This window comes from Serratia sp. 4542 (assembly GCF_016805595.1).
In the GTDB taxonomy this organism is placed as follows: Bacteria; Pseudomonadota; Gammaproteobacteria; order Enterobacterales; family Enterobacteriaceae; genus Serratia; species Serratia nevei.
The window spans coordinates 130353-151566 of sequence record NZ_RXKV01000005.1 but is presented as its reverse complement, the minus strand read 5'-3'; the positions used below and the strand labels follow the sequence as shown (position 1 = coordinate 151566).

Sequence of the window (21214 nt, the reverse complement as noted above, 5' to 3'; positions counted from 1 at the left end):
ACGCCTGACGGGCGAAAAAAACGCACCGTAATTAACGCTTGAGGAAATTATCCAGCAGCTGGTGGCCCTGCTCGCTGAGCACGCTTTCCGGATGGAACTGCACGCCTTCCAGCGCCAAAGTGCGGTGGCGGATGCCCATGATCTCGTCGCGCACGCCGTCGCGCTCGCTCCAGGCGGTCACTTCAAAGCAGTCCGGCAGCGTATCGGCTTTCAGCACCAGCGAGTGATAGCGGGTCACGGTCAGCGGATCGCTCAGGCCACGAAACACGCCGACGCCCAGGTGACGAATCGCCGAGGTTTTGCCGTGCATCACCGCGCGGGCGCGCACCACCTCGGCGCCGAACGCCTGCCCCAGCGCCTGGTGCCCCAGGCACACGCCGAGGATCGGCAGCTTGCCGGCAAAATGACGAATGGCGGCCAGCGAGATACCCGCTTCGTTCGGGGTACAGGGGCCAGGGGAAATCACCAGATGCTGCGGCGCCAGCCGCTCGATATCGGCCAGCTGCAGCTCATCGTTGCGCTTCACCAGCACCTCGGCGCCCAATTCGCAGAAGTACTGGTAAAGGTTATAGGTGAAGGAGTCGTAGTTATCGATCAGCAGCAGCATGTTAGGTCCGGCAGAGAAAAATGCCGCCACAGTGTACTGATTTAACCCGCCGCTGCCGACGATAATTTCCGCTTACTTTTTACGGCCGCCGGTGATCGACCCCAGCACGCCGCGCAGGATCTGGCGGCCGAGATCGCGCGCCATGCTCTTGGCGGCGGTCTGGACGATGCCGTCGCGCTTGCCGCCGCGCGGGCCTGTGGAACCGAACAGCAGCTCGTTCAGGCCGTCCATCAGGCCGCCGCCCGCCTGCTGTTGTTGCTGTTGCGCCTGCGGTTGCTGCCCCTGCTGCGGAGTGCCGACGGTGGCGAAGCCACCCGACGACAGCTTCTCGTAGGCGGATTCGCGGTCGATCATATCCTCATAGCGGCCATACAGCGGCGACTTGTTGATCGCGCTGTTCAGCCCTTCTGCACCGAGCATGCCCATTTTGGATTCCGGCGCGATCACCATCGCCCGCTCCACCACGTTCGGCCGGCCCTTCTCGTCGAGGAATGATACCAGCGCTTCGCCCACGCCCAGCTCGGTGATCGCCGTTTCGGCATCGAAGGCCGGATTGGCGCGCAGGGTTTGCGCCGCCGTCTTCACCGCCTTCTGATCGCGCGGGGTAAAGGCGCGCAGCGCATGCTGTACGCGGTTGCCCAGCTGGCCCAGCACGCTGTCCGGAATGTCCAGCGGGTTCTGGGTGACGAAGTAAATGCCGACGCCTTTGGAGCGGATCAGACGCACCACCTGTTCGATCTTGGTCAACAGCGCCGCCGGCGCATCGTTGAACAGCAGGTGCGCCTCATCGAAGAAGAACACCAGCTTCGGCTGTTCAGGGTCGCCCACTTCCGGCAGGTGCTCAAACAGCTCGGCCAGCAGCCACAGCAGGAATACCGAATACAGCTTCGGCTGATTGATCAGCTTGTCCGCCGCCAGCAGGTTGATCACGCCGTGACCGTTGGCGTCGGTTTTCATCAGATCGTTGATGTCCAGCATCGGCTCGCCGAAGAACTGATTGGCGCCCTGCTCTTCCAGCGTCAGCAATCCGCGCTGGATGGCGCCGATCGACGCGGCAGAGATATTGCCGTACTGGGTCTGGAATTGTTTGGCGTTGTCGCCGACGAACTGCACCATGGCGCGCAGGTCCTTCATGTCCAGCAACAGCAGCGCGTTGTCATCGGCGATCTTGAACACCAGCTGCAGCACGCCGCTTTGCACCTCGTTCAGATCCAACAGGCGCCCCAGCAACAGCGGCCCGAGATCGGAAATCGTGGCGCGGATCGGGTGGCCCTTTTCGCCGTAAATATCCCACGGGATAATGGTGCAGGCCTGCGGCTGCCAGTCGGTGACGCCGATCGCCGCCAGGCGCGCCTGCAGTTTCTCGGAAGGCACGCCCTCGGCGCCGATGCCTGACAGATCGCCCTTCACGTCGGACAAGAACACCGGTACGCCGATGCGCGAGAACTGTTCGGCCATTTTCTGCAGCGTCACCGTCTTGCCGGTGCCGGTTGCCCCGGTGATCAGCCCGTGGCGGTTGGCCAACGCCGGCAAAATCACCAGATCCTGCTCCGGTTTTCCGTCTTTCATCGCCTTGGCGATAATCCGTGGTTCACTCATTTTCTGTTCCTTTGACGCTGACGCGGCGCGAAACGCGCCTGTGGATGCAATAAAGCTATAAGCGCCGCGTAACCCCGTCAAGGACAAACAAAATGGGTACCGTCGGGACGCCCATGATGCCTGTCTTTTCAGAATCCCCCTAAGACCTGCATCACCCCCGCAGCCCCAGTTGCTCTTTCAGCGCCTTCAAATAGCGTCGGCTGACCGGTACAGGATCGCCGGCCGACATGATCATCTCCGCTGCGCCACCCTCTTCGAAGCGGATCTCGCGCACCTGCTCCAGGTTGACCAGATACTGCCGATGGCAGCGCACCAGCGGCGTACGGCTTTCCAGCGTGCGCAGCGTCAGCTCGGTGAAACACTCCATGCCGTCGCTGCGCACCACGAAGACCCCGCTCAGTTTGGAACGGATCGCCAGCACTTCATCGAACCGCAGCAGGTAGATGCGGCTGTGGCCGGTGCAGGGAATGTATTTCAGGTAACCGGCGCTCTCTTCCAACGCCGCCACGTCCTGCGGTGCCCTGCGCTGCCGCAGGCGTTGCAGCGTCTTGCTCAGCCGCTTCGGCTCCGCCGGCTTCAGCAGATAGTCGAAGGCATGCTCCTCGAACGCCTGCACCGCGTATTCGTCGTAGGCGGTCAGAAACACGATGTGCGGCATGCGGTTGGGATCCAGCATGCCGACCATTTCCAGCCCGCTGATGCGCGGCATCTGGATATCGAGAAACACCACGTCCGGCTGCAGCCGGTGGATCTGGCTGATGGCTTCGATGGCGTTGGCGCATTCGCCGATAATCGCGATCTCCGCCTCGGCCTCCAGCAGATGGCGCAGGTTGTCGCGCGCGGAAGGTTCATCGTCAACAATCAGTGCGTTTAACATCAGGCGGCCCTCTCCATGGGGACATTGAGCGTAATGCGGGTGTAGGCGTCCGGCCGGCAATCCACCTGCACGCCATAGCCTTCGCCGTAGCGCACGCGAATGCGTTTATCCACCAGATTCATCCCCAGCCCGCTGCAGTTCGGTTTCGGCTGGAACAGCCCGGCGTTGTCCGTCACCTGCAGCAGCAGATGCTCGCCTTCGCAGCAGGCGCCGATTTCGATGCGACCCACGCCCAACAGATGCGAGGTGCCATGCTTGATGGCGTTTTCGACGATTGGCTGCAGCGAGAACGCCGGCAGCCGCACCGCCAACAGCGCCTCCGGCAGCGATACCGCGATCTCCAGCCGATCGGCGAAGCGCGCTTTCTCGATCTGCAGGTAGGCGTTCACGTGTTCAATCTCATCCGCCAGGCTGACTTCGTCATCCGAGCGTTTGAGGTTTTTACGAAAGAAGGTCGAGAGGGACTGCACCAGATCGCAGGCGCGCTCGCCATCGCGGCGGATCACCGCCACCAGGGTATTCAAGGCATTGAACAGGAAATGCGGATTGACCTGCGCATGCAGCAGCTTGATCTCCGACTGCGCCAGCAGCTGCTTGTGGCGCTCGTACTGTCCGGCCATGATCTGCGCCGACAACAGGCTGGCGATGCCTTCGCCCAGCGTACGGTTGATGGTGCTGAACAGCTGGCTTTTCGGTTCGTACAGTTTGATGGTGCCGATCACCCGCTGGTTTTCGCCGCGCAGCGGGATCACCAGCGTCGATCCCAGCTTGCAGGCCGGATTGATCGAGCAACAGTAAGAGAGCTGATTGCCGTCGGCGTACACCACCTCGTTGTTGTCGATGGCGCGATGCGAATGCACCGAAGCGATCGGCGTGCCCGGCAGGTGGTGATCGTCGCCGATGCCGATAAACGCCAGCAGCTTGTCGCGATCGGTGATCGCCACCGCGCCGATGCCCAGCTCCTGATAGATCACCCGGGCGACCTTCATGCTGTTCTCCTGATCGAAGCCCTGCCGCAGGATACCCTCGGTGCGCTCGGCGATCTTCAGCGCCTTGGAAGAGAAGGCGCTGGTGTATTTTTCGAACATCGCGCGCCTATCCAGCAGGATTTGCATGAACATCGCCGCGCCGACGGTATTGGCGATCATCATCGGCAGCGCGATGTGCTCCACCAGCTGCAACGCTTCGTCGTAGGGGCGCGCCACCGCCAGGATGATCGCCATCTGCAGCACTTCCGCCACCAGCGCCACGCCGCCGACGAACAGCGGATTGAACAGCAGCTCGATACGCCCTCGGCGCATGGCGATGCTGTGCACGATGCCGCCGACCAGGCCTTCCGACACCGTGGAGATCGCGCAGGCCACGTCGGTCATGCCGCCGAGCGTATACCGGTGCAGGCCGCCGGTCAGCCCGACCAGAAAGCCCACCGACGGCCCGCCCAGCAGCCCGCCCAGGACCGCGCCTATCGCACGAGTGTTGGCGATCGAATCCTGAATGTGCAGCCCGAAATAGGTGCCCATGATGCAGAACACCGAGAAGATCACGTAGCACAGCAGCTTGTGCGGCAGGCGGATGGTCACCTGCATCAGCGGGATGAACAGCGGGGTTTTGCTCAGCAGATAGGCGATAACGAGATAGACGCACATCTGCTGCAGCAGCAACAGCACCTGGTTAAATTCATACATGGCAGCAACTCATCCAGAGACAACAAAGGGCGAACGCCGGATTTCCGGTCTGATTATTGTCTGCCGATTAGAGCATGGGGCGCAGGAGAAAACAGTGATGAAGGCAAGGCTTCGGGAGGAAGGAGCGGCCGATCCCGGCGGGATCGGCCAAAAAACTTACGGCAGTACCTTGGCCGACAGAATCACCACCGGTTTGGTCGGCACATTCTGGTAAGGGCCGACGTTGCCGGTCGGCACCTGGGCAATTTTGTCCACCACGTCCATGCCTTTCACCACTTTGCCGAACACCGCGTAGCCGAAGTCACGCTGGCCGTGATCCAGGAAGGCGTTATCCGCCACGTTCAGGAAGAACTGGCTGGTGGCGCTGTCCTTGTCGGCGGTGCGCGCCATCGAGATGGTGCCGCGCAGGTTGCGCAAGCCGTTGTCGGCTTCGTTCTTGATCGGCGCCTTGGTGGATTTTTGCTGCATGTCAGCGGTGAAACCGCCGCCCTGGATCATAAAACCCGGGATCACGCGGTGGAAGATGGTGTTGTTGTAGTACCCGCTGTTCACGTAGTCGACGAAGTTCTGGCTGGAAACCGGTGCCTTCTGGCTGTCGAGCGCCAACTCGATATTCCCCGCCGAGGTCGTCAGCATGACGTGGGTCTCACCGGCGGCGAGTGCGGCTGGCGCCACTGCGGTCAGGGAACACAGCGCGACGAAGGTCACTAAAGTACGTTTGAACATTAACGGGTCCTTTCTCTGAGAGACAAACAACGGAAAAGCGCTTTGATTCTAAAGAGCTGTATCGGCAAGTGCCAGCCATTTACCTATATTTACCCAATTACGGGACATATCCTAGGCGGCCCTGAATTTTGCTGCGGAAAGTATGGGCGCAGAAGACTTTTTTGCCAACCGCATCACGCATTTTTTGCCCCGCGCCACCCTGGGTCGGTTTTTGCGATCTGCCTCCCAGTTTGCACACGCATTGTCGTTACTCTATTTAAATGAGAGCGCTCTCATTATAAAAAGAACGGATACTGAAGCATCCCACGGCGGCGTCGCCGCGCAACCCCTGGAGAAATGACGTGAGTGAATTGATGACTGAAGTCAGCCCCGAGTTTGAAAGCACCATCATGGAACTGCTGGTGTTCTCCGGCAGCGCGCGCAGCAATGCGTTGATGGCGCTGCGGCAAGCGCGCGCCGGCGACTTCGCCGCCGCGGCCAAGCACATGGCCGAATCCAAAGAGTGGGTGAAGAAGGCGCACCTGATCCAGACCGAGCTGATCGGCCTGGACGAAGGCTGCGGCAAGCTGGCGATCAACCTGATCACCGTGCATGCGCAGGACCATCTGATGAACGCCATGGTGATCCAGGATCTGGCCGACGACATGATCGAGCTCTATCGCCGTCAGTCGCAGACGGAGGGCCGCCCATGAGCACGCTCAAAATCGCCGTGATCGGCGGCGGCAGCAGCTACACCCCCGAACTGGTGGACGGGCTGATCCAGCGCATCGAGGAGCTGCCGGTCACCGAACTGGCACTGGTGGACGTCGAACCGGGCCGGCAAAAAGTGGAAACCATCGCCGCCCTGACCCGCCGCATGCTGGCGCGCCACGGGCTGGAGCAGGTGAAGGTCAGCGTGCACTTCGCGCTGGACGACGCCATTCGCGACGCCGCTTTCGTGCTGACCCAGTTCCGCGTCGGGCAACTGCCGGCGCGCGCCGCCGATGAACAGCTGGGCCTGAAATATCAGCTGCTCGGCCAGGAGACCACCGGCGTCGGCGGCTTCGCCAAAGCGCTGCGCACCATCCCGGTGATGCTGGATATCGCTCGCCGGGTGGAAAAGCTGGCACCCGACGCCTGGATCATCAACTTCACCAACCCGGCCGGCATCGTCACCGAGGCGGTGTCTCGCTTTACCAAAGCGAAGATCATCGGCCTGTGCAACGTGCCGATCAGCATGCATCACATGATCGCCAACATGCTGCAGGCGCCTTACGCCGACGTACAGCTGCAGTTCGCCGGCCTGAACCACATGGTCTGGGTGCATCAGGTCACGCACCTGGGGCGCGACGTCACCGCCAAGGTGATCGACATGCTGTGCGACGGTGCGGCGCTGACCATGAACAACATCAAGGAAGAGCCCTGGCAGCCGGACTTCCTGCGCGCGCTCGGCGCGATCCCCTGCCCGTACCACCGCTATTTTTACCAGACCCGCGAGATGCTGGCGGAAGAGATGGCCGCCGCCGGCGAGCGCGGTACCCGCGCCGAGCAGGTGATGCAGGTAGAAAAAGAGCTGTTCGAGCTGTATGCCGATCCGCAGTTAAACACGAAACCGGAGCAGCTCAGCTTCCGCGGCGGTTCTTTCTATTCCGAAGTTGCGCTGGAGCTGATTCGTGCTATCCATAATAATCTCAGCACGCAATTAGTGGTCAACACCGCAAACCGCGGCGCAATCCATGGCCTGCCGGACGATGCTGTGATAGAAATCAACTGTATCGTCGATGCTCAGGGCGCACACCCGCTGACCTTCGGCCCGCTGCCGGAGCCGATGCAGGCCCTGACGCAGCAGGTGAAAGCCTACGAACGTCTAACCATCGAAGCCGCGGTGCACGGCGATCGCCGCAGCGGGTTGCTGGCGCTGATCGCCAACCCGTTAGTGGGCAACGCCAACCTGGCGCAGCCGCTGCTGGACGAGGTGTTGACGATAAACGCGCCGTATTTGCCGCAGTTCAGGTAAGCGGCTATACGCAGCCAGACAGGGGTTCGGCGCGCCGAACCCATTTTTTTAGCCGTAATTCAGGAGTGGGACGATGGTGACACTGGAAGATGTCGCGGCGCTGGCGGGCGTTTCGCGCGCCACCGTATCGCGCGTGGTGAACGGCGACAGCAACGTCAAGGCGCCGACCCGCGAGAAGGTTGAACGCGCCGTCGCCCAGCTCGGTTATACCCCCAACCCGGCGGCCCGCGCGCTCGCCTCCAGCCACAGCAATACTCTCGGACTGGTCACCACGTCGTACCGCGGCGGCTTCTTCGGCGCGCTGATGGACTTCGTGCAGACCGAGGCCGAATCCCACGGCAAACAGCTGCTGGTGACCCAGGGCCGCAACAGCGCCGAAAACGAATGGCAGGCGATACAGCGGCTATTTAGCCTGCGCTGCGACGGCGTGATCCTGCACGTGCGTTTTCTCAGCGACGATCGGCTGCGCCAATTGGCGGCGGAACAACGTGATTTCGTGTTGCTCGATCGTCTGGTACCGGGGCTGGAAGCCCGCTGTGTCACCTTCGATCACCCGCTCGCCAGCCGCATGGCGACGCAGCAACTGCTCGATGCCGGGCACCGGCGCATCGCCTGCATCAGCGGCCCGCGTGAGCGCCCGTCGAGCCGCCTGCGGCTGCAGGGGTTTGAAGAGGCAATGCAGGCGGCGAATATCGAACCGGTGGCCTGCCTGGAGGGCGTCTACGATCTGGAAAGCGGTTACCGCTGCGCCGATCGGCTGCTGCAGCAAGCCTCGCGGCCCAGCGCCATCTACTGCTGCAACGAAGAGATGGCGATCGGCGCGCTGCTGGCGATCAACGAGCACCGCCTGCGGGTACCGCAGGATATCTCCTTGATCTGCTACGACAGCGGCGAACGCGCGCCTTTCGTGCGCCCGGCGTTGAGCAGCGTCCATTTTCCCATCAGCGAGATGGCCCAATACGCGGCGCGCAGGCTGATCGACCCCGCCACCCCGGCGCACCGGTTTGAGCCGACGATAGTCAACCGTGATTCCATTGTGACGGTACGCAAATAGATCACAATAATGCGCATCACCCCTTCATGGGTTACATCAAAAAATCGACAGCCATCACAAAAAATCCCGTTGTCTGTGCTAGGATCCGCCCCCTGGTGGCCTGATCGGGACTTTTTTCTGCGTTTGTCAGGAAAAGCCAGCGGCCTTATGCCAGCTTTAAAACCTCTAACAGACATATTCAGGCCTATACAATGAATGACAGTAACCGCATACGGCTTACCTGGATCAGCTTCTTTTCGTACGCGCTGACCGGTGCTTTAGTGATCGTCACAGGGATGGTGATGGGAAACATTGCAGAGTACTTTAACCTGCCGGTTTCCAGCATGAGTAACACCTTTACTTTCCTCAACGCCGGTATTTTGATTTCGATCTTCCTCAATGCCTGGCTGATGGAAATCATCCCGCTGAAGCGTCAGCTGATCTTCGGCTTTGTCCTGATGGTGCTGGCGGTCGCAGGGCTGATGCTCGGCAAGAGCCTGACCATGTTCTCGCTGTGCATGTTTATCCTCGGCGTGGTTAGCGGTATCACCATGTCGATAGGCACCTTCCTGATCACGCACATGTATGCCGGCCGCCAGCGCGGTTCACGCCTGTTGTTCACCGACTCCTTCTTCAGCATGGCCGGGATGATCTTCCCGATCGTCGCCGCGATGCTGCTGGCTCGCCACATCGGCTGGTACTGGGTTTATGCCTGCATCGGCCTGCTGTACGTGGGGATCTTCGTGCTGACCCTGTGCTCCGAATTCCCGGTGCTGGGCAAGAAAGGCGCCGACGCCGGTCAGCCGGTCGAAAAAGAAAAATGGGGCATCGGCGTGCTGTTCCTGTCGATCGCCGCACTGTGCTACATCCTCGGCCAGCTGGGCTTCATTCAGTGGGTGCCTGAGTACGCCACCAAGTCGTTCAACATGGACATCGGCCAGGCCGGTAAGCTGGTGAGCGACTTCTGGACCTCTTACATGGTCGGCATGTGGGTGTTCAGCTTCATCCTGCGCTTCTTCGATCTGCAGCGCATCGTTACCGTGCTGGCCGCACTGGCTACCGGCGCGATGTACCTGTTCGTCAGCACCGACAACCCGGAGCACCTGGGCTACTACATCATGGCCCTGGGCTTCGTTTCCAGCGCCATCTACACCACGCTGATCACCCTCGGCTCGCTGCAGACCAAGGTCTCCTCACCGAAGCTGGTCAACTTTATCCTGACCTGCGGCACCATCGGCACCATGCTGACCTTCGTGGTCACCGGCCCGATCGTGGCGAAAGGCGGCGCGCACGCAGCGCTGACCACCGCCAACGGCCTGTACCTGGCGGTGTTCGTGATGTGTCTGCTGCTGGGCTTCGTGACCAAGCACCGCAGCCACGGTCACGTGACGCACTAACGTCTTCGCATCAAATACATCAAGGGCGCCCGCAAGGCGCCCTTTTTTTGCGCCTTAGCGCCGAAAATCCACCGTCTCATCCTGCTGCAAATGCAGCGTGGTTTCCGCCGGCCGCGTTTCGGCGATCACCGCTCCCTGGCGAATCGAATAACGCACCGGCGTCTGGCGGCGCACCGCGTCAAAGCCGCTTTCCGCCGGCAGGATCACCAGGTTGGCGCTGTTGCCGGCCGCCAGGCCGTAGTCGCTCAGGTTAAGGGTGCGCGCGCTGTGGTGGGTGATCAGCTTCAACCCATCGTCGATCTGGCCATAGCCCATCAGCTGGCACACGTGCAGCCCCATATGCAGCACCTGCAGCATGTTGGCGGTGCCGAGCGGGTACCAGGGATCGAACACGTCGTCATGGCCGAAGCAGACGTTGATCTCTGCCTCCAGCATCTCCTTCACCCGCGTCACGCCACGCCGTTTCGGGTAGCTGTCGAAGCGTCCCTGCAGGTGAATATTCACCAGCGGGTTGGCGACGAAGTTGATGCCGGACATTTTCAGCAGGCGGAACAGCCGCGAGGCGTAAGCGCCGTTGTAAGAGTGCATCGCCGTGGTGTGGCTGGCGGTAACTTTCGCCCCCATCTCCAGCTTCAGCGCCAGCGCCGCCACGGTCTCGACGAAGCGCGATTGCTCGTCGTCGATTTCATCGCAGTGCACGTCCACCAGCCGATCGTATTTTTGCGCCAGCGCGAACGCCTTATGCAGCGACTCCACGCCGTATTCGCGGGTGAATTCGAAGTGCGGAATGGCACCCACCACGTCGGCCCCCAGCCGCAGCGCCTCTTCAAGCAGCGCTTCGCCATTAGGATAGGAAAGGATCCCCTCCTGCGGGAAGGCGACGATCTGCAGCGTCACCCAGGGCGCCACCTCCTGCTTCACCTCCAGCATGGCACGCAGCGCGGTCAGCGTGGGATCGGAAACGTCGACGTGGGTGCGCACATACTGCACGCCGTTGGCGATCTGCCACTTGAGCGTTTGCCAGGCGCGCTGTTTGACGTCTTCATGGGTCAGCAACGCTTTACGTTCGGCCCAGCGCTCAATGCCCTCGAACAGCGTGCCGGACTGGTTCCAGGCCGGCTGACCGGCGGTTTGCGTGGTATCCAGGTGAATATGCGGTTCGACGAACGCCGGCAACGCCAGCCCGCCCTGCGCATCCAACACGTCGCTGCGCCACTCCTGCCCTTCCGGCTGCGGCACCAGATGCGCGATGCGCCCCTGTTCGATCGCCAGTTGCCACAACCCTTCATGCCCGCTTAAACGCAGGTTGTCGATAAACTTCAATGGACGTTTCGCCACCCTTCACCTCTGCCGTTGCGCTGGTTTTCTTCATCATACTGGCAGCGGATCGCGCTGACAAAGTCGCCGTTGCCTACCTACCCCCTGCGTTTACTCCCTGCGGGGTAATTTGCATGCAAACTGACTCGCTTCAGCTAAAGGTGAATAAAATCCGCAACTTATCAAAAAACGTGAAAAATCATCCATATACCACGTTAGAGGTATATAAGGGTGTGATTGATTTGCATCAATAAATTGCCCATCGGGAGAGATAAGGTAAGCCTAGGAAACCAGAATTTTGAGGCAATAATGAGCAGAGTCAAACTTGCCGTCGTCGGCAATGGCATGGTCGGCCACCGGTTCATCGAAGATCTGTTGGATAAAGCAGACAAAGACCAGTTCGAAATCACCGTATTTTGCGAAGAGCCACGCATCGCTTACGATCGCGTGCACCTTTCCTCCTACTTCTCGCACCACACCGCCGAAGAGCTGTCGCTGGTGCGCGAAGGCTTTTACGAAAAACACGGCGTGAAGGTGCTGGTCGGCGAGCGCGCTATCACCATCAATCGCGACGAGAAGGTGATCCACTCCAACACCGGCCGCACCGTCTATTACGACAAGCTGATCATGGCCACCGGCTCCTATCCGTGGATCCCGCCGATTAAAGGCTCGGATAGCCAGGACTGCTTCGTTTACCGCACCATCGAAGACCTGAACGCCATCGAAGCCTGCGCGCGCCGCAGCAAACGCGGTGCGGTAGTCGGCGGCGGACTGTTGGGGCTGGAAGCCGCCGGCGCGCTGAAAAGCCTGGGAGTGGAAACGCACGTGATCGAGTTCGCTCCGGTGCTGATGGCCGAACAGCTCGACCCGATGGGCGGTGATCAGCTGCGCCGTAAGATCGAGCGCATGGGCGTCAAGGTACACACCGGCAAAAATACCCAGGAGATCGTCAACGGCGGCGGCACGGCGCGCAAAACCATGCATTTCGCCGACGGTAGCCTGCTGGAAGTGGATTTCATCGTGTTCTCCACCGGCATCCGCGCCCAGGACAAGCTGGCGCGTCAGTGCGGGCTGGAGATTGGCCGCCGCGGCGGCATCGCCATCAACGACAGCTGCCAGACGTCGGATCCGGACGTGTACGCCATCGGTGAGTGCGCCGCCTGGCGCGATCGCACCTTCGGCCTGGTGGCGCCGGGGTACAAAATGGCGCAGGTGGCCGTCGATCACCTGCTGGGCCGCGAAAACGGCTTCCAGGGCGCCGACATGAGCGCCAAGCTGAAGCTGCTGGGCGTAGACGTCGGCGGCATCGGCGATGCCCACGGCCGCACCGAGGGCGCCCGCAGCTACGTTTATCTGGATGAAAGCAAAGAAGTCTACAAACGCATCGTGGTCAGCGCCGACAACAAAACCCTGCTCGGCGCGGTGCTGGTGGGCGACACCAGCGATTATGGCAACCTGCTGCAGCTGGCGTTGAACGACATCGAACTGCCGGAAAACCCGGACGGCCTGATCCTGCCGGCCCACGCGGGCAGCAAACCGGCCATCGGCGTGGATTCGCTGCCGGAAAGCGCGCAGATCTGCTCCTGCTTCGACGTCAGCAAAGGTGACATCATCCAGGCAGTCAACAAAGGCTGCCACACCGTAGCGGCGCTGAAGGCCGAAACCAAGGCCGGCACCGGCTGCGGCGGCTGCATCCCGCTGCTCACCCAAGTGCTGAACGCCGAGCTGAGCAAGCAAGGCATCGAGGTCAACCACCACCTGTGCGAACACTTCGCCTATTCGCGCCAGGAGCTGTTCCACCTGATCCGCGTCGAAGGCATCAAGTCGTTCGAGGCGCTGCTGGCCAAATACGGCAAAGGCTACGGCTGCGAAGTGTGTAAACCCACCGTCGGCTCGTTGCTGGCTTCTTGCTGGAACGAATACATCCTCAAGCCGCAGCATACGCCGCTGCAGGATACCAACGACAACTTCCTCGGCAATATCCAGAAAGACGGCACCTACTCGGTGATCCCACGCTCCGCCGGCGGCGAAATCACCCCGGACGGCCTGCTGGCCATTGGCCAGATCGCCAAGGAGTACAATCTCTACACCAAAATGACCGGCTCGCAGCGCATCGGCATGTTCGGCGCGCAGAAAGACGATCTGCCGGCCATCTGGCGCAAGCTGCTCGCCGCCGGCTTTGAAACCGGCCACGCGTATGCCAAGGCGCTGCGCATGGCGAAAACCTGCGTCGGCAGCACCTGGTGCCGCTACGGCGTCGGCGACAGCGTCGGTTTCGGCGTCACGCTGGAACATCGCTACAAAGGCATCCGCACCCCGCACAAAATGAAGTTCGGCGTCTCGGGCTGCACCCGTGAATGCGCCGAAGCGCAGGGCAAGGACGTCGGCATCATCGCCACCGAGAACGGCTGGAACCTGTACGTCTGCGGCAACGGCGGCATGAAACCGCGCCACGCCGACCTGCTGGCCGCCGACCTCGATCGCGAGACGCTGGTGCGCTATCTCGACCGCTTCATGATGTTCTATATCCGCACCGCCGATAAACTGCAGCGCACCTCGGTGTGGCTGGAAAGCCTGGAAGGCGGTATCGACTACCTGCGCAAGGTGATCATCGACGACAAGCTCGGCATCAACGACCAACTGGAAGCGGAGATCGCCCGCCTGCGCGACGCGGTAATTTGCGAGTGGAAAGAGACCGTCGAGCATCCGGAAACGCAGCTGCGCTTCGCCCACTTCATCAACAGCCCGCTGCGCGATCCGAATGTGCAGGTGGTGGCCGAACGCGACCAGCACCGCCCTGCGCGCCCGGACGAGCGCATTCCCGTCACCCTGATCGATACCGAGGAGAGCCACGCATGAGCCAGTGGATTACCGTTTGTCCCGTCGCCGACATTCTGCCCGGCACCGGCGTGTGCGCCCTGATCGGCGATCGGCAGGTGGCGGTGTTCCGCCCCTATGCCGACGAGCAGGTGTTCGCCATCAGCAATATCGACCCGTTCGCCCAGGCCAGCGTGCTGTCGCGCGGCCTCATCGCCGAGCATCAGGGCGAGCTGTGGGTCGCCAGCCCGCTGAAGAAACAACATTTCCGCCTGTACGACGGCCACTGTCTGGAAGACGACAGCCGTTCCGTCGCCAGCTTCACCAGCCGGGTGGTCGACGGCATCGTGCAAGTCGCGGCATAACCTTTCGGGAGGCAACATGTTTACCGACACGATCAATAAATGCGCCGCCAACGCGGCGCGCATCGTCCGACTGGCGAAGGAGAGCCCGCTCGGCTTCTGGATCAGCTCGGCGATGGCCGGCGCCTACGTCGGCCTCGGCATCATCCTGATCTTCACCCTCGGCAACCTGGTCGACCCAAGCGTGCGACCGCTGGTGATGGGCGCCACCTTCGGCATCGCGCTGACGCTGGTGATCATCGCCGGTTCCGAGCTGTTCACCGGCCATACGATGTTCCTGACGCTCGGCGTCAAGGCCGGCACCATCCGCCAAAGCCAGATGTGGGCGGTGCTGCCGCAAACCTGGCTCGGCAACCTGCTCGGCTCGGTGCTGGTGGCGCTGATGTATTACTACGGCGGCGGCAGCCTGCTGCCGGTGGATACCAGCCTGGTGCACAGCGCCGCGCTGGCGAAAACCACCGCGCCGGCCGAAGTCCTGTTCTTCAAGGGGGTGCTGTGCAACTGGCTGGTTTGCCTGGCTATTTGGATGGCGATCCGCGTTGAAGGCGCCGCCAAGTTCATCGCCATTTGGTGGTGCCTGCTGGCCTTTATTGCCTCGGGTTACGAACACTCCGTCGCCAACATGACGCTGTTCGCCCTCTCCTGGTTCGGCAACCACAGCGAGGCCTATACCCTCACCGGCATCGGCCACAACCTGCTGTGGGTGACGCTGGGCAATATCCTGTCCGGCTCGGTGCTGATGGGCCTGGGGTATTGGTACGCCACGCCGCGCGCCGAACGCCCGCAGGCGGCGAAAGCCGCCGCACGTCAGACCGCCTGAGTTTTCGGGGGCGCATTTCGCCCCCACACTGATTACCCCGAGGAGTGCCGATGGACTACCTGCCGATTTTCTGCCAACTGCAACATAAAGCCTGCCTGCTGGTGGGCGGCGGCGAGATCGCCGAACGCAAGGCGCGCCTGCTGCTGGACGCCGGCGCAGCGCTGACCGTCAACGCCGTGGACTTCACCCCGCAGTTCCGCCTGTGGGCGGAAGAAGGCCGGTTGACGCTGGCCGAAGGCGAATTCAGCCCGGCCCTGCTGGCGGAAAAATGGCTGGTGATCGCCGCCACCGACCGGCTGGAGGTCAACGCACTGGTGTATCAGTGCGCCAACCGGCAGCGGGTGTTCTGCAACGTGGTGGACGATCCGAAACGCGCCAGCTTTATCATGCCGTCAATCATCGATCGTTCGCCGATCATGGTGGCGGTGTCCTCCGGCGGCAAAGCGCCGGTGCTGGCGCGGCTGCTGCGCGAGAAGCTGGAAGCGATGCTGCCGCAGCACCTAGGCAAGCTGGCCCAGCTGGGCGGCTCGCTGCGGCAGCGGGTAAAACAACGCTTCAGCAGCCTCGGCGTGCGCCGTCGCTTCTGGGAACGGTTATTCGCCCACGATCGGCTGGCGCAGTCGCTGGCCAACGACGACGCCACGCTGGCCGAACGCCAGCTCGAGCAGCTGTTCAGCGAACAGCCGGAAGATCGCGGTGAAGTGGTGCTGGTGGGCGCCGGGCCGGGCGATGCCGGCTTGCTGACGCTGAAAGGGCTGCAGCAGATCCAGCAGGCCGACGTGGTGGTTTACGACCGGCTGGTCTCCGAAGAGATCATGACGCTGGTGCGCCGCGACGCCGAGCGTATCTTCGTCGGCAAACGCGCCGGCCACCACTGCGTGCCGCAAGAGCAAATCAACCAAATCCTGCTGCAGCAGGCGCAGCAAGGCAAACGCGTGGTGCGTCTGAAAGGCGGCGACCCCTTTATCTTCGGCCGCGGCGGCGAAGAGCTGGAGACGCTGGCGGACGCCAACGTGCCGTTCTCGGTGGTTCCGGGCATCACCGCCGCCTCCGGCTGTTCCGCCTACAGCGGTATCCCGCTTACCCACCGCGACCATGCGCAGAGCGTGCGCCTGGTGACCGGCCACGCCAAGGCCGACGGCGGATTGGACTGGGCGACGCTGGCCGCCGGGCAACAGACGCTGGTGTTCTATATGGGGCTGTCGCAGGCGGCGGAGATCCAACGCCAGCTGATAGCGAATGGATTGGCGGCCACCACGCCGGTGGCGCTGGTAGAAAACGGCACTTCCTGCCACCAGCGGGTGATCGAAGGCGAACTCGGCCAACTGGGCGCCCTGTCACTGCAGGCCGCCAGCCCCAGTCTGATCATCGTCGGCAGCGTGGTCAGCCTGCGCAGCAAACTCAACTGGTTCGCCAGCGAGGTACCGCCTGCCGGCCTGGCGCAAATGGCGTGATACCGACATAAAAAAAGCGGCCCGTGGCCGCTTTTTTTATTTTCGCCGGCGTTACGCCTGCGGCGGTACGAAACCAACGGCCTGATAGACCTTCGCCAGGGTTTCCTGCGCGCGTGCGCGGGCCTTGGCGGCGCCGTCGCGCATCACCTGCTGCAGATAGGCTTCGTCGTTACGGAAGCGGTGATAGCGCTCCTGCAGCTCACCCAGCATGCCGGAGACGGCTTCCGCCACCGCGCCTTTCAGGTGGCCGTACATCTGGCCTTCGAACTCGGCTTCCAGCTGCGCGATGCTCTTGCCGGTCACGCCAGCGAGAATATCCAGCAGGTTGGAGACGCCCGCCTTGTTGACCACGTCGTAACGCACGACAGGCGGCTCTTCCGAGTCGGTCATTGCGCGCTTAATCTTCTTGGTCACCGCTTTCGGATCTTCCAGCAGGCCGATCACGTTGTTGCGGTTATCGTCCGACTTGGACATCTTCTTGGTCGGTTCCTGCAGCGACATCACGCGCGCGCCGGATTTAGGAATAAACGGCTCCGGCACTTTGAACACGTCGCCGTACAGCGCGTTGAAACGCTGCCCTACGTCGCGGCTCAGTTCCAGGTGCTGCTTCTGGTCTTCGCCCACCGGCACCTGGTTGGTTTGATACAGCAGGATATCCGCCGCCATCAGCACCGGATAGCTGAACAGCCCGGCGTTGATGTTCTCCGCGTAGCGCGCGGATTTGTCTTTGAACTGCGTCATGCGGCTCAGTTCGCCGAAATAGGTGTAGCAGTTCAGCACCCAGCTCAGCTGCGTGTGCTCAGGCACGTGCGACTGCACGAAGATGGTGCTTTTTTCCGGATCGATACCGCAGGCCAGGTACAGCGCCAGCGTATCCAGCGTGGCTTTGCGCAGTTTCTCGGCGTCCTGGCGCACGGTGATGGCATGCAGATCGACGATGCAGTAGATGCAGTCGTAGTCGTCCTGCATCTGCACCCACTGACGCAGCGCACCCATGTAGTTGCCGATGGTCAGTTCGCCGGACGGTTGCGCGCCGCTAAATACGATGGGCTTACTCATGTTTAAATTTCCTGATTCTCTAAAGATGACAGCCCAAGAGCGGGCAACAAATCGGCGAAGCGCTCCAACACCCGATCGGGGTGGCTCAGGGCTATCGATTCACCGTAGTTATAACCGTAGGTAAAGCCGACGCTTGGGCAACCGGCGCCCTGCGCGGCTTGAATATCGTTGCGTGAATCGCCGACGAACAGCAGTTCATGCGCGCGCAGCCCAAGCTTGCCGAGCACCAGATACAACGGCGCCGGGTGCGGTTTCTTTTCCGTCACGTCGTCGCCGCCGATCACCAGCGAGAAATAGTCGCCAATCCCCAACGATGCCAGCAGCGGCGCCACGAACGGCGTCGGCTTGTTGGTCACCAGCGCCATCGGGTAGCCGTGCGCGGCCAGTCGGGCCAGCGTCTCTTGCACCTGCGGGAACAGGCGGCTACCGCTGTCGACGGTCTGCGCATAGAAATGGTCGAAGCGTTCACGCAGCCGGCCGCACTGTTCCGGCGTGCCTTCCGCTTCCGCCCAGCGCAGCGCGCGCTGCACCAGCACGTCGGCGCCGTTGCCGATCCAGGTGCCAACCCGCTCCTCACCCGCTTGCGGCAGGCCCGCTTCTTCCAGCGCCATATCGATGGCGGCCGCCAGGCCCGGCGCGCTGTCGACCAGCGTGCCGTCCAGATCGAAGGCCAATGCGCGGATCGCGCCGAAATCAGCCATGGGAAACCTTCGCCAGCTCGCTGCGCATCTCGTCGATCACCTTGCGGTAGTCCGGCTGGCCAAAGATGGCGGAACCGGCGACGAACATATCGGCGCCCGCGGCGGCGATTTCGGCGATGTTATCCACCTTCACCCCGCCGTCGACTTCCAGGCGGATGTCGCGACCGCTGTCGTCGATCAGCTTGCGCACCTGGCGCAGCTTGTCCAGGGTGCCGTGGATGAACGACTGGCCGCCGAAGCCCGGGTTAACCGACATCAGCAGGATCACGTCGATTTTATCCATCACGTAGTCGAGGTAGCTCAGCGGCGTGGCCGGGTTGAACACCAGGCCGGCTTTACAGCCGTGCTCTTTGATCAGCTGAATGGTGCGATCGACATGCTCGGAAGCTTCGGGGTGGAAAGAGATATAAGACGCGCCGGCCTTGGCGAAATCAGGCACGATGCGGTCCACCGGCTTGACCATCAGGTGTACGTCAATCGGCGCGGTAATGCCGTAGTTGCGCAGCGCTTCGCACACCATCGGACCGATGGTCAGATTGGGCACGTAGTGGTTGTCCATCACGTCGAAGTGCACCACGTCGCCGCCTGCGGCCAGCACGTTGGCGGTATCTTCACCTAACCGGGCAAAATCTGCCGACAGAATGGACGGGGCAATCAAAAACTTTTTCATCCGCTTCTCCAAACGTAGGGTCGAGTTGTTATGCGCCGGGGTGCCCCGGCTTAGCGATACAGCGCCAAAAGCTCGTTCACTTTGCTGCGGCCGAGAATGTTGCGGCTGATCGTGCGGCGCGCTTTCACCACATACAGCGCAGCATTCTGGTACCAGTCGCGCGTCAGCTCGGTATCGTGATTGGAGATCAATACCGGTACCCGGCTCTCTACCGAGAGCTGATGCGCCAATTGCGCCAGGCTCTGCTGATCGGCGATGCTGAAGCTGTTGGTGTGGTAAGCGGTGAAATTCGCCGTCGCCGACAGCGGCGCATAAGGCGGATCGCAATACACCACGGCGCCGGCCACGGCCTTCGCCATGGTATCGCGGTAATGCTCGCAGACAAAAGTGGCATTGCGCGATTTTTCGGCAAACCAGTAGAGCTCTTCTTCCGGGAAGTACGGTTTCTTGTAGCGGCCGAACGGTACGTTGAACTCGCCGCGCAGGTTATAGCGGCACAGGCCGTTATAGCAGTGGCGATTCAGGTACAGGAACAGCAGCGCCCGGCGGTAAGGCTCGGTGCTAGTATTGAACTCTTCTCGCAGCAGGTAAAACTGATCCGAGTTATTGAATTCATCGGCGAAAAGCGTGCGGGCATCGCGCACGAAGTCATCCGTGCGCAGCTTAACGATGTTATACAGGTTGATAAGATCGCTATTGATGTCGGCGAGAATGTAGGCGTCGTAATCCGTATTCAGGAAGACGGATCCCGCACCCACGAAGGGCTCGATTAAGCAGTCTCCCGCCGGCAGATGGCGACGAATCTCGTCTACCAGCGGGTATTTTCCACCAGCCCATTTTAAAAAAGCGCGGTTTTTCTTCATGCCGTCAATTAGCTACTTATACAATTCAGAGCGGCGGATTGTACTCTGTTTCAGACAGCACATCAGCGCACAAATTTAAATGATTTATTTTTTAAGATCTTGCTGTACCTGATGTACAGGTCGGACCCATGGTTTTTTCGCCTGTACATCCGCCGGCAACGAAGCAATGGCGCGCTTCGCTTCCGCGGAAGACGCGTAGTTGCCGCTTACCAGCACATACCACGGCTTGCCGTCACGCTTGGTGGCGTACACCAGGTAGTTCTGCAGCTTCTGCTGTTTGGCGTAGGCGTTCAGCGTATCGGAACGCGAAGCGCTGCTCAGCTGCAGCGTGTAATGGCTGCCCGGTGCAGACTGCAGCGAACTGCCGCTGCTGCTGCTGACCGCTCCCGCTTTCGCGGTGGAAGACGGCTTGGTTGGCGGCGTATACACCGTGGTCGGTGATTTATGCTGCGTCGCGGTCGGTTTGGTGGCGGCGGTTTTCGCCGGCGTTTTATGCTGTTGCTGCGCGGTACCTTGCACAGGGCGAGTCGCCTCGCGCGCTGCAGCGCCGCTCATCACCGTCGCCGGTGCGGTCGGCAGCGTCGAGGCTGCGCCGGTCATGCCCTGGGTCGCGGCATCCACTTGCCCCTGCTGCTGCGACAGTGCATCCGCCATGTTGCCCGGCAGATCGACGCGCTGCTGCGCACCGCCCTGCTGAGGCTGAGTTTGCGCTTCGGTCGGCGTGCCGGAGATCGGCGGAACGCTGACGTTCTGCGGTTGCTGCGGCTGAGTCACACTCACGCCGTTGTTGTCGTGGGTATCCGTCGTGCCGCCCGGCACGCCGTTGTTGGCGGTGGTCAGCGATGAAGAACCAGACAGGTTGATATCGCGAGCCGCGCCGTTTTGCGCGCCGCTATCCTGAGCCGCCTCATGCTTGGTCGGCGCCTTCAAGGCGGAACCGATACCGATAATCAGCAGCAACAGCACCAAAATGCCGATGCCGATCATCAAATGCTGGCGCGAAACGGCGAAGCGCGGCGCGGCGGCCGGCTTGCGCGAACGCGTAGGACGACGATCGCTGCTATCAGGTCTGAGATCGTCTTCCGGTTTAAACTCGTCCATCTGAAACCCTCCAACTAGAGGCAAAAGCCCACCACCGTAGACCTACCGTGGCACGGGCAGATTAACCCGATGATGGCAAAGCGACACCCGTCGTGCTCTGCTCACTGTATTAATATAGATGCAAATGGCG

At 61.5% G+C, this 21214-nt stretch carries 19 protein-coding genes; 8 read left to right on the top strand and 11 right to left on the bottom strand.

Going from position 1 to position 21214, the window contains the following annotated elements:
• Positions 1-31: 31 nt before the first annotated feature.
• The 5 genes from EKL15_RS06660 to ppiA all read right to left on the bottom strand — a co-directional run bounded on the left by EKL15_RS06660 (position 32) and on the right by ppiA (position 5494).
• Entirely contained in the window at positions 32-607 is a 576-nt protein-coding gene (locus EKL15_RS06660; RefSeq protein ID WP_049198366.1) for an aminodeoxychorismate synthase component II, read from the bottom strand.
• 72 nt (positions 608-679) lie between these two features.
• Positions 680-2206: a helicase HerA-like domain-containing protein gene (locus EKL15_RS06655; RefSeq protein ID WP_033649312.1), complete on the bottom strand. Its 1527-nt coding sequence runs from the start codon at positions 2204-2206 to the stop codon at positions 680-682.
• 151 nt (positions 2207-2357) lie between these two features.
• The gene (gene btsR / locus EKL15_RS06650) at positions 2358-3083 is read right to left on the bottom strand and encodes a two-component system response regulator BtsR (protein ID WP_100396747.1); all 726 of its coding nucleotides are present in this window, start codon (positions 3081-3083) and stop codon (positions 2358-2360) included.
• On the bottom strand, positions 3083-4768 hold the full coding sequence (locus EKL15_RS06645; RefSeq protein ID WP_033636285.1) for a sensor histidine kinase: 1686 nt from the start codon (positions 4766-4768) through the stop codon (positions 3083-3085). The genes btsR and EKL15_RS06645 overlap by 1 nt, the downstream gene beginning before the upstream one ends.
• Positions 4769-4924: 156 nt before the next feature.
• On the bottom strand, positions 4925-5494 hold the full coding sequence (ppiA, locus tag EKL15_RS06640) for a peptidylprolyl isomerase A (RefSeq protein ID WP_038878108.1): 570 nt from the start codon (positions 5492-5494) through the stop codon (positions 4925-4927).
• Positions 5495-5847: 353 nt separating this feature from the next.
• Here ppiA and EKL15_RS06635 point away from each other — a divergent pair, with 353 nt between their 5' ends.
• The 4 genes from EKL15_RS06635 (at position 5848) to tsgA (ending at position 9920) form a co-directional block, all read left to right on the top strand.
• The gene (locus tag EKL15_RS06635) at positions 5848-6186 is read left to right on the top strand and encodes a PTS lactose/cellobiose transporter subunit IIA (RefSeq protein ID WP_038878111.1); all 339 of its coding nucleotides are present in this window, start codon (positions 5848-5850) and stop codon (positions 6184-6186) included.
• On the top strand, positions 6183-7490 hold the full coding sequence (locus EKL15_RS06630) for a 6-phospho-beta-glucosidase (RefSeq protein WP_203089144.1): 1308 nt from the start codon (positions 6183-6185) through the stop codon (positions 7488-7490). The genes EKL15_RS06635 and EKL15_RS06630 overlap by 4 nt, the downstream gene beginning before the upstream one ends.
• 73 nt (positions 7491-7563) lie before the next feature.
• Positions 7564-8544 carry a LacI family DNA-binding transcriptional regulator gene (locus tag EKL15_RS06625; RefSeq protein ID WP_070914492.1) on the top strand — a complete coding sequence of 327 codons (981 nt, stop codon included), beginning with the start codon at positions 7564-7566 and terminating at the stop codon, positions 8542-8544.
• 191 nt (positions 8545-8735) lie between these two features.
• On the top strand, positions 8736-9920 hold the full coding sequence (gene tsgA, locus EKL15_RS06620; RefSeq protein WP_033636290.1) for an MFS transporter TsgA: 1185 nt from the start codon (positions 8736-8738) through the stop codon (positions 9918-9920).
• Between the two features lie 54 nt (positions 9921-9974).
• Here the strand turns inward: tsgA and EKL15_RS06615 are convergent, their stop codons facing one another.
• A complete protein-coding gene (locus tag EKL15_RS06615) occupies positions 9975-11243 on the bottom strand; it encodes a cytosine deaminase (protein ID WP_207188402.1) in 1269 nt (422 codons plus the stop codon).
• A 303-nt stretch (positions 11244-11546) separates the two neighbouring features.
• On the opposite strand from EKL15_RS06615, the gene nirB reads away from it, so the two are divergent.
• From nirB to cysG, 4 genes are read left to right on the top strand one after another with little or no spacing between them, the layout of a single operon-like run.
• Complete coding sequence (gene nirB / locus EKL15_RS06610) at positions 11547-14096, top strand: nitrite reductase large subunit NirB (RefSeq protein ID WP_147840504.1); 2550 nt, start codon at positions 11547-11549, stop codon at positions 14094-14096.
• Complete coding sequence (gene nirD, locus EKL15_RS06605) at positions 14093-14419, top strand: nitrite reductase small subunit NirD (RefSeq protein WP_038878129.1); 327 nt, start codon at positions 14093-14095, stop codon at positions 14417-14419. Before nirB ends, nirD begins: the two co-directional genes overlap by 4 nt.
• A 16-nt stretch (positions 14420-14435) precedes the next feature.
• A complete protein-coding gene (gene nirC, locus EKL15_RS06600) occupies positions 14436-15236 on the top strand; it encodes a nitrite transporter NirC (protein ID WP_087762469.1) in 801 nt (266 codons plus the stop codon).
• 50 nt (positions 15237-15286) lie between these two features.
• Positions 15287-16690 (top strand): siroheme synthase CysG, encoded by a 1404-nt coding sequence (cysG, locus tag EKL15_RS06595; RefSeq protein WP_203089142.1) that lies wholly within the window; start codon positions 15287-15289, stop codon positions 16688-16690.
• Between the two features lie 51 nt (positions 16691-16741).
• On the opposite strand, the gene trpS is transcribed toward cysG, so the two are convergent.
• The 5 genes from trpS to EKL15_RS06570 form a co-directional block, all read right to left on the bottom strand.
• Positions 16742-17749: a tryptophan--tRNA ligase gene (gene trpS, locus EKL15_RS06590; protein ID WP_025304534.1), complete on the bottom strand. Its 1008-nt coding sequence runs from the start codon at positions 17747-17749 to the stop codon at positions 16742-16744.
• Between the two features lie 2 nt (positions 17750-17751).
• A complete protein-coding gene (locus EKL15_RS06585) occupies positions 17752-18450 on the bottom strand; it encodes a phosphoglycolate phosphatase (protein ID WP_038878137.1) in 699 nt (232 codons plus the stop codon).
• Positions 18443-19120: a ribulose-phosphate 3-epimerase gene (gene rpe / locus EKL15_RS06580; protein WP_019456160.1), complete on the bottom strand. Its 678-nt coding sequence runs from the start codon at positions 19118-19120 to the stop codon at positions 18443-18445. The genes EKL15_RS06585 and rpe overlap by 8 nt, the downstream gene beginning before the upstream one ends.
• Positions 19121-19170: 50 nt before the next feature.
• Positions 19171-19983, bottom strand: coding sequence for an adenine-specific DNA-methyltransferase (gene dam, locus EKL15_RS06575; protein ID WP_038878140.1), 813 nt, complete (start codon positions 19981-19983; stop codon positions 19171-19173).
• Between the two features lie 84 nt (positions 19984-20067).
• A complete protein-coding gene (locus EKL15_RS06570) occupies positions 20068-21084 on the bottom strand; it encodes an SPOR domain-containing protein (RefSeq protein WP_149571536.1) in 1017 nt (338 codons plus the stop codon).
• Between the last annotated feature and the right edge of the window lie 130 nt (positions 21085-21214).

Bases quoted from the DNA above. Each gene is read 5' to 3' on its own strand.
- ppiA (WP_038878108.1), bottom strand. From the start codon at position 5,494: ATGTTCAAACGTACTTTAGTGACCTTCGTCGCGCTGTGTTCCCTGACC.
- dam (WP_038878140.1), bottom strand. From the start codon at position 19,983: ATGAAGAAAAACCGCGCTTTTTTAAAATGGGCTGGTGGAAAATACCCG.
- EKL15_RS06585 (WP_038878137.1), bottom strand. From the start codon at position 18,450: ATGGCTGATTTCGGCGCGATCCGCGCATTGGCCTTCGATCTGGACGGC.
- trpS (WP_025304534.1), bottom strand. From the start codon at position 17,749: ATGAGTAAGCCCATCGTATTTAGCGGCGCGCAACCGTCCGGCGAACTG.
- cysG (WP_203089142.1), top strand. From the start codon at position 15,287: ATGGACTACCTGCCGATTTTCTGCCAACTGCAACATAAAGCCTGCCTG.
- nirD (WP_038878129.1), top strand. From the start codon at position 14,093: ATGAGCCAGTGGATTACCGTTTGTCCCGTCGCCGACATTCTGCCCGGC.
- EKL15_RS06635 (WP_038878111.1), top strand. From the start codon at position 5,848: ATGACTGAAGTCAGCCCCGAGTTTGAAAGCACCATCATGGAACTGCTG.
- EKL15_RS06660 (WP_049198366.1), bottom strand. From the start codon at position 607: ATGCTGCTGCTGATCGATAACTACGACTCCTTCACCTATAACCTTTAC.
- nirB (WP_147840504.1), top strand. From the start codon at position 11,547: ATGAGCAGAGTCAAACTTGCCGTCGTCGGCAATGGCATGGTCGGCCAC.
- EKL15_RS06570 (WP_149571536.1), bottom strand. From the start codon at position 21,084: ATGGACGAGTTTAAACCGGAAGACGATCTCAGACCTGATAGCAGCGAT.
- btsR (WP_100396747.1), bottom strand. From the start codon at position 3,083: ATGTTAAACGCACTGATTGTTGACGATGAACCTTCCGCGCGCGACAAC.
- rpe (WP_019456160.1), bottom strand. From the start codon at position 19,120: ATGAAAAAGTTTTTGATTGCCCCGTCCATTCTGTCGGCAGATTTTGCC.
- nirC (WP_087762469.1), top strand. From the start codon at position 14,436: ATGTTTACCGACACGATCAATAAATGCGCCGCCAACGCGGCGCGCATC.
- EKL15_RS06630 (WP_203089144.1), top strand. From the start codon at position 6,183: ATGAGCACGCTCAAAATCGCCGTGATCGGCGGCGGCAGCAGCTACACC.
- EKL15_RS06655 (WP_033649312.1), bottom strand. From the start codon at position 2,206: ATGAGTGAACCACGGATTATCGCCAAGGCGATGAAAGACGGAAAACCG.
- EKL15_RS06625 (WP_070914492.1), top strand. From the start codon at position 7,564: ATGGTGACACTGGAAGATGTCGCGGCGCTGGCGGGCGTTTCGCGCGCC.
- EKL15_RS06645 (WP_033636285.1), bottom strand. From the start codon at position 4,768: ATGTATGAATTTAACCAGGTGCTGTTGCTGCTGCAGCAGATGTGCGTC.
- tsgA (WP_033636290.1), top strand. From the start codon at position 8,736: ATGAATGACAGTAACCGCATACGGCTTACCTGGATCAGCTTCTTTTCG.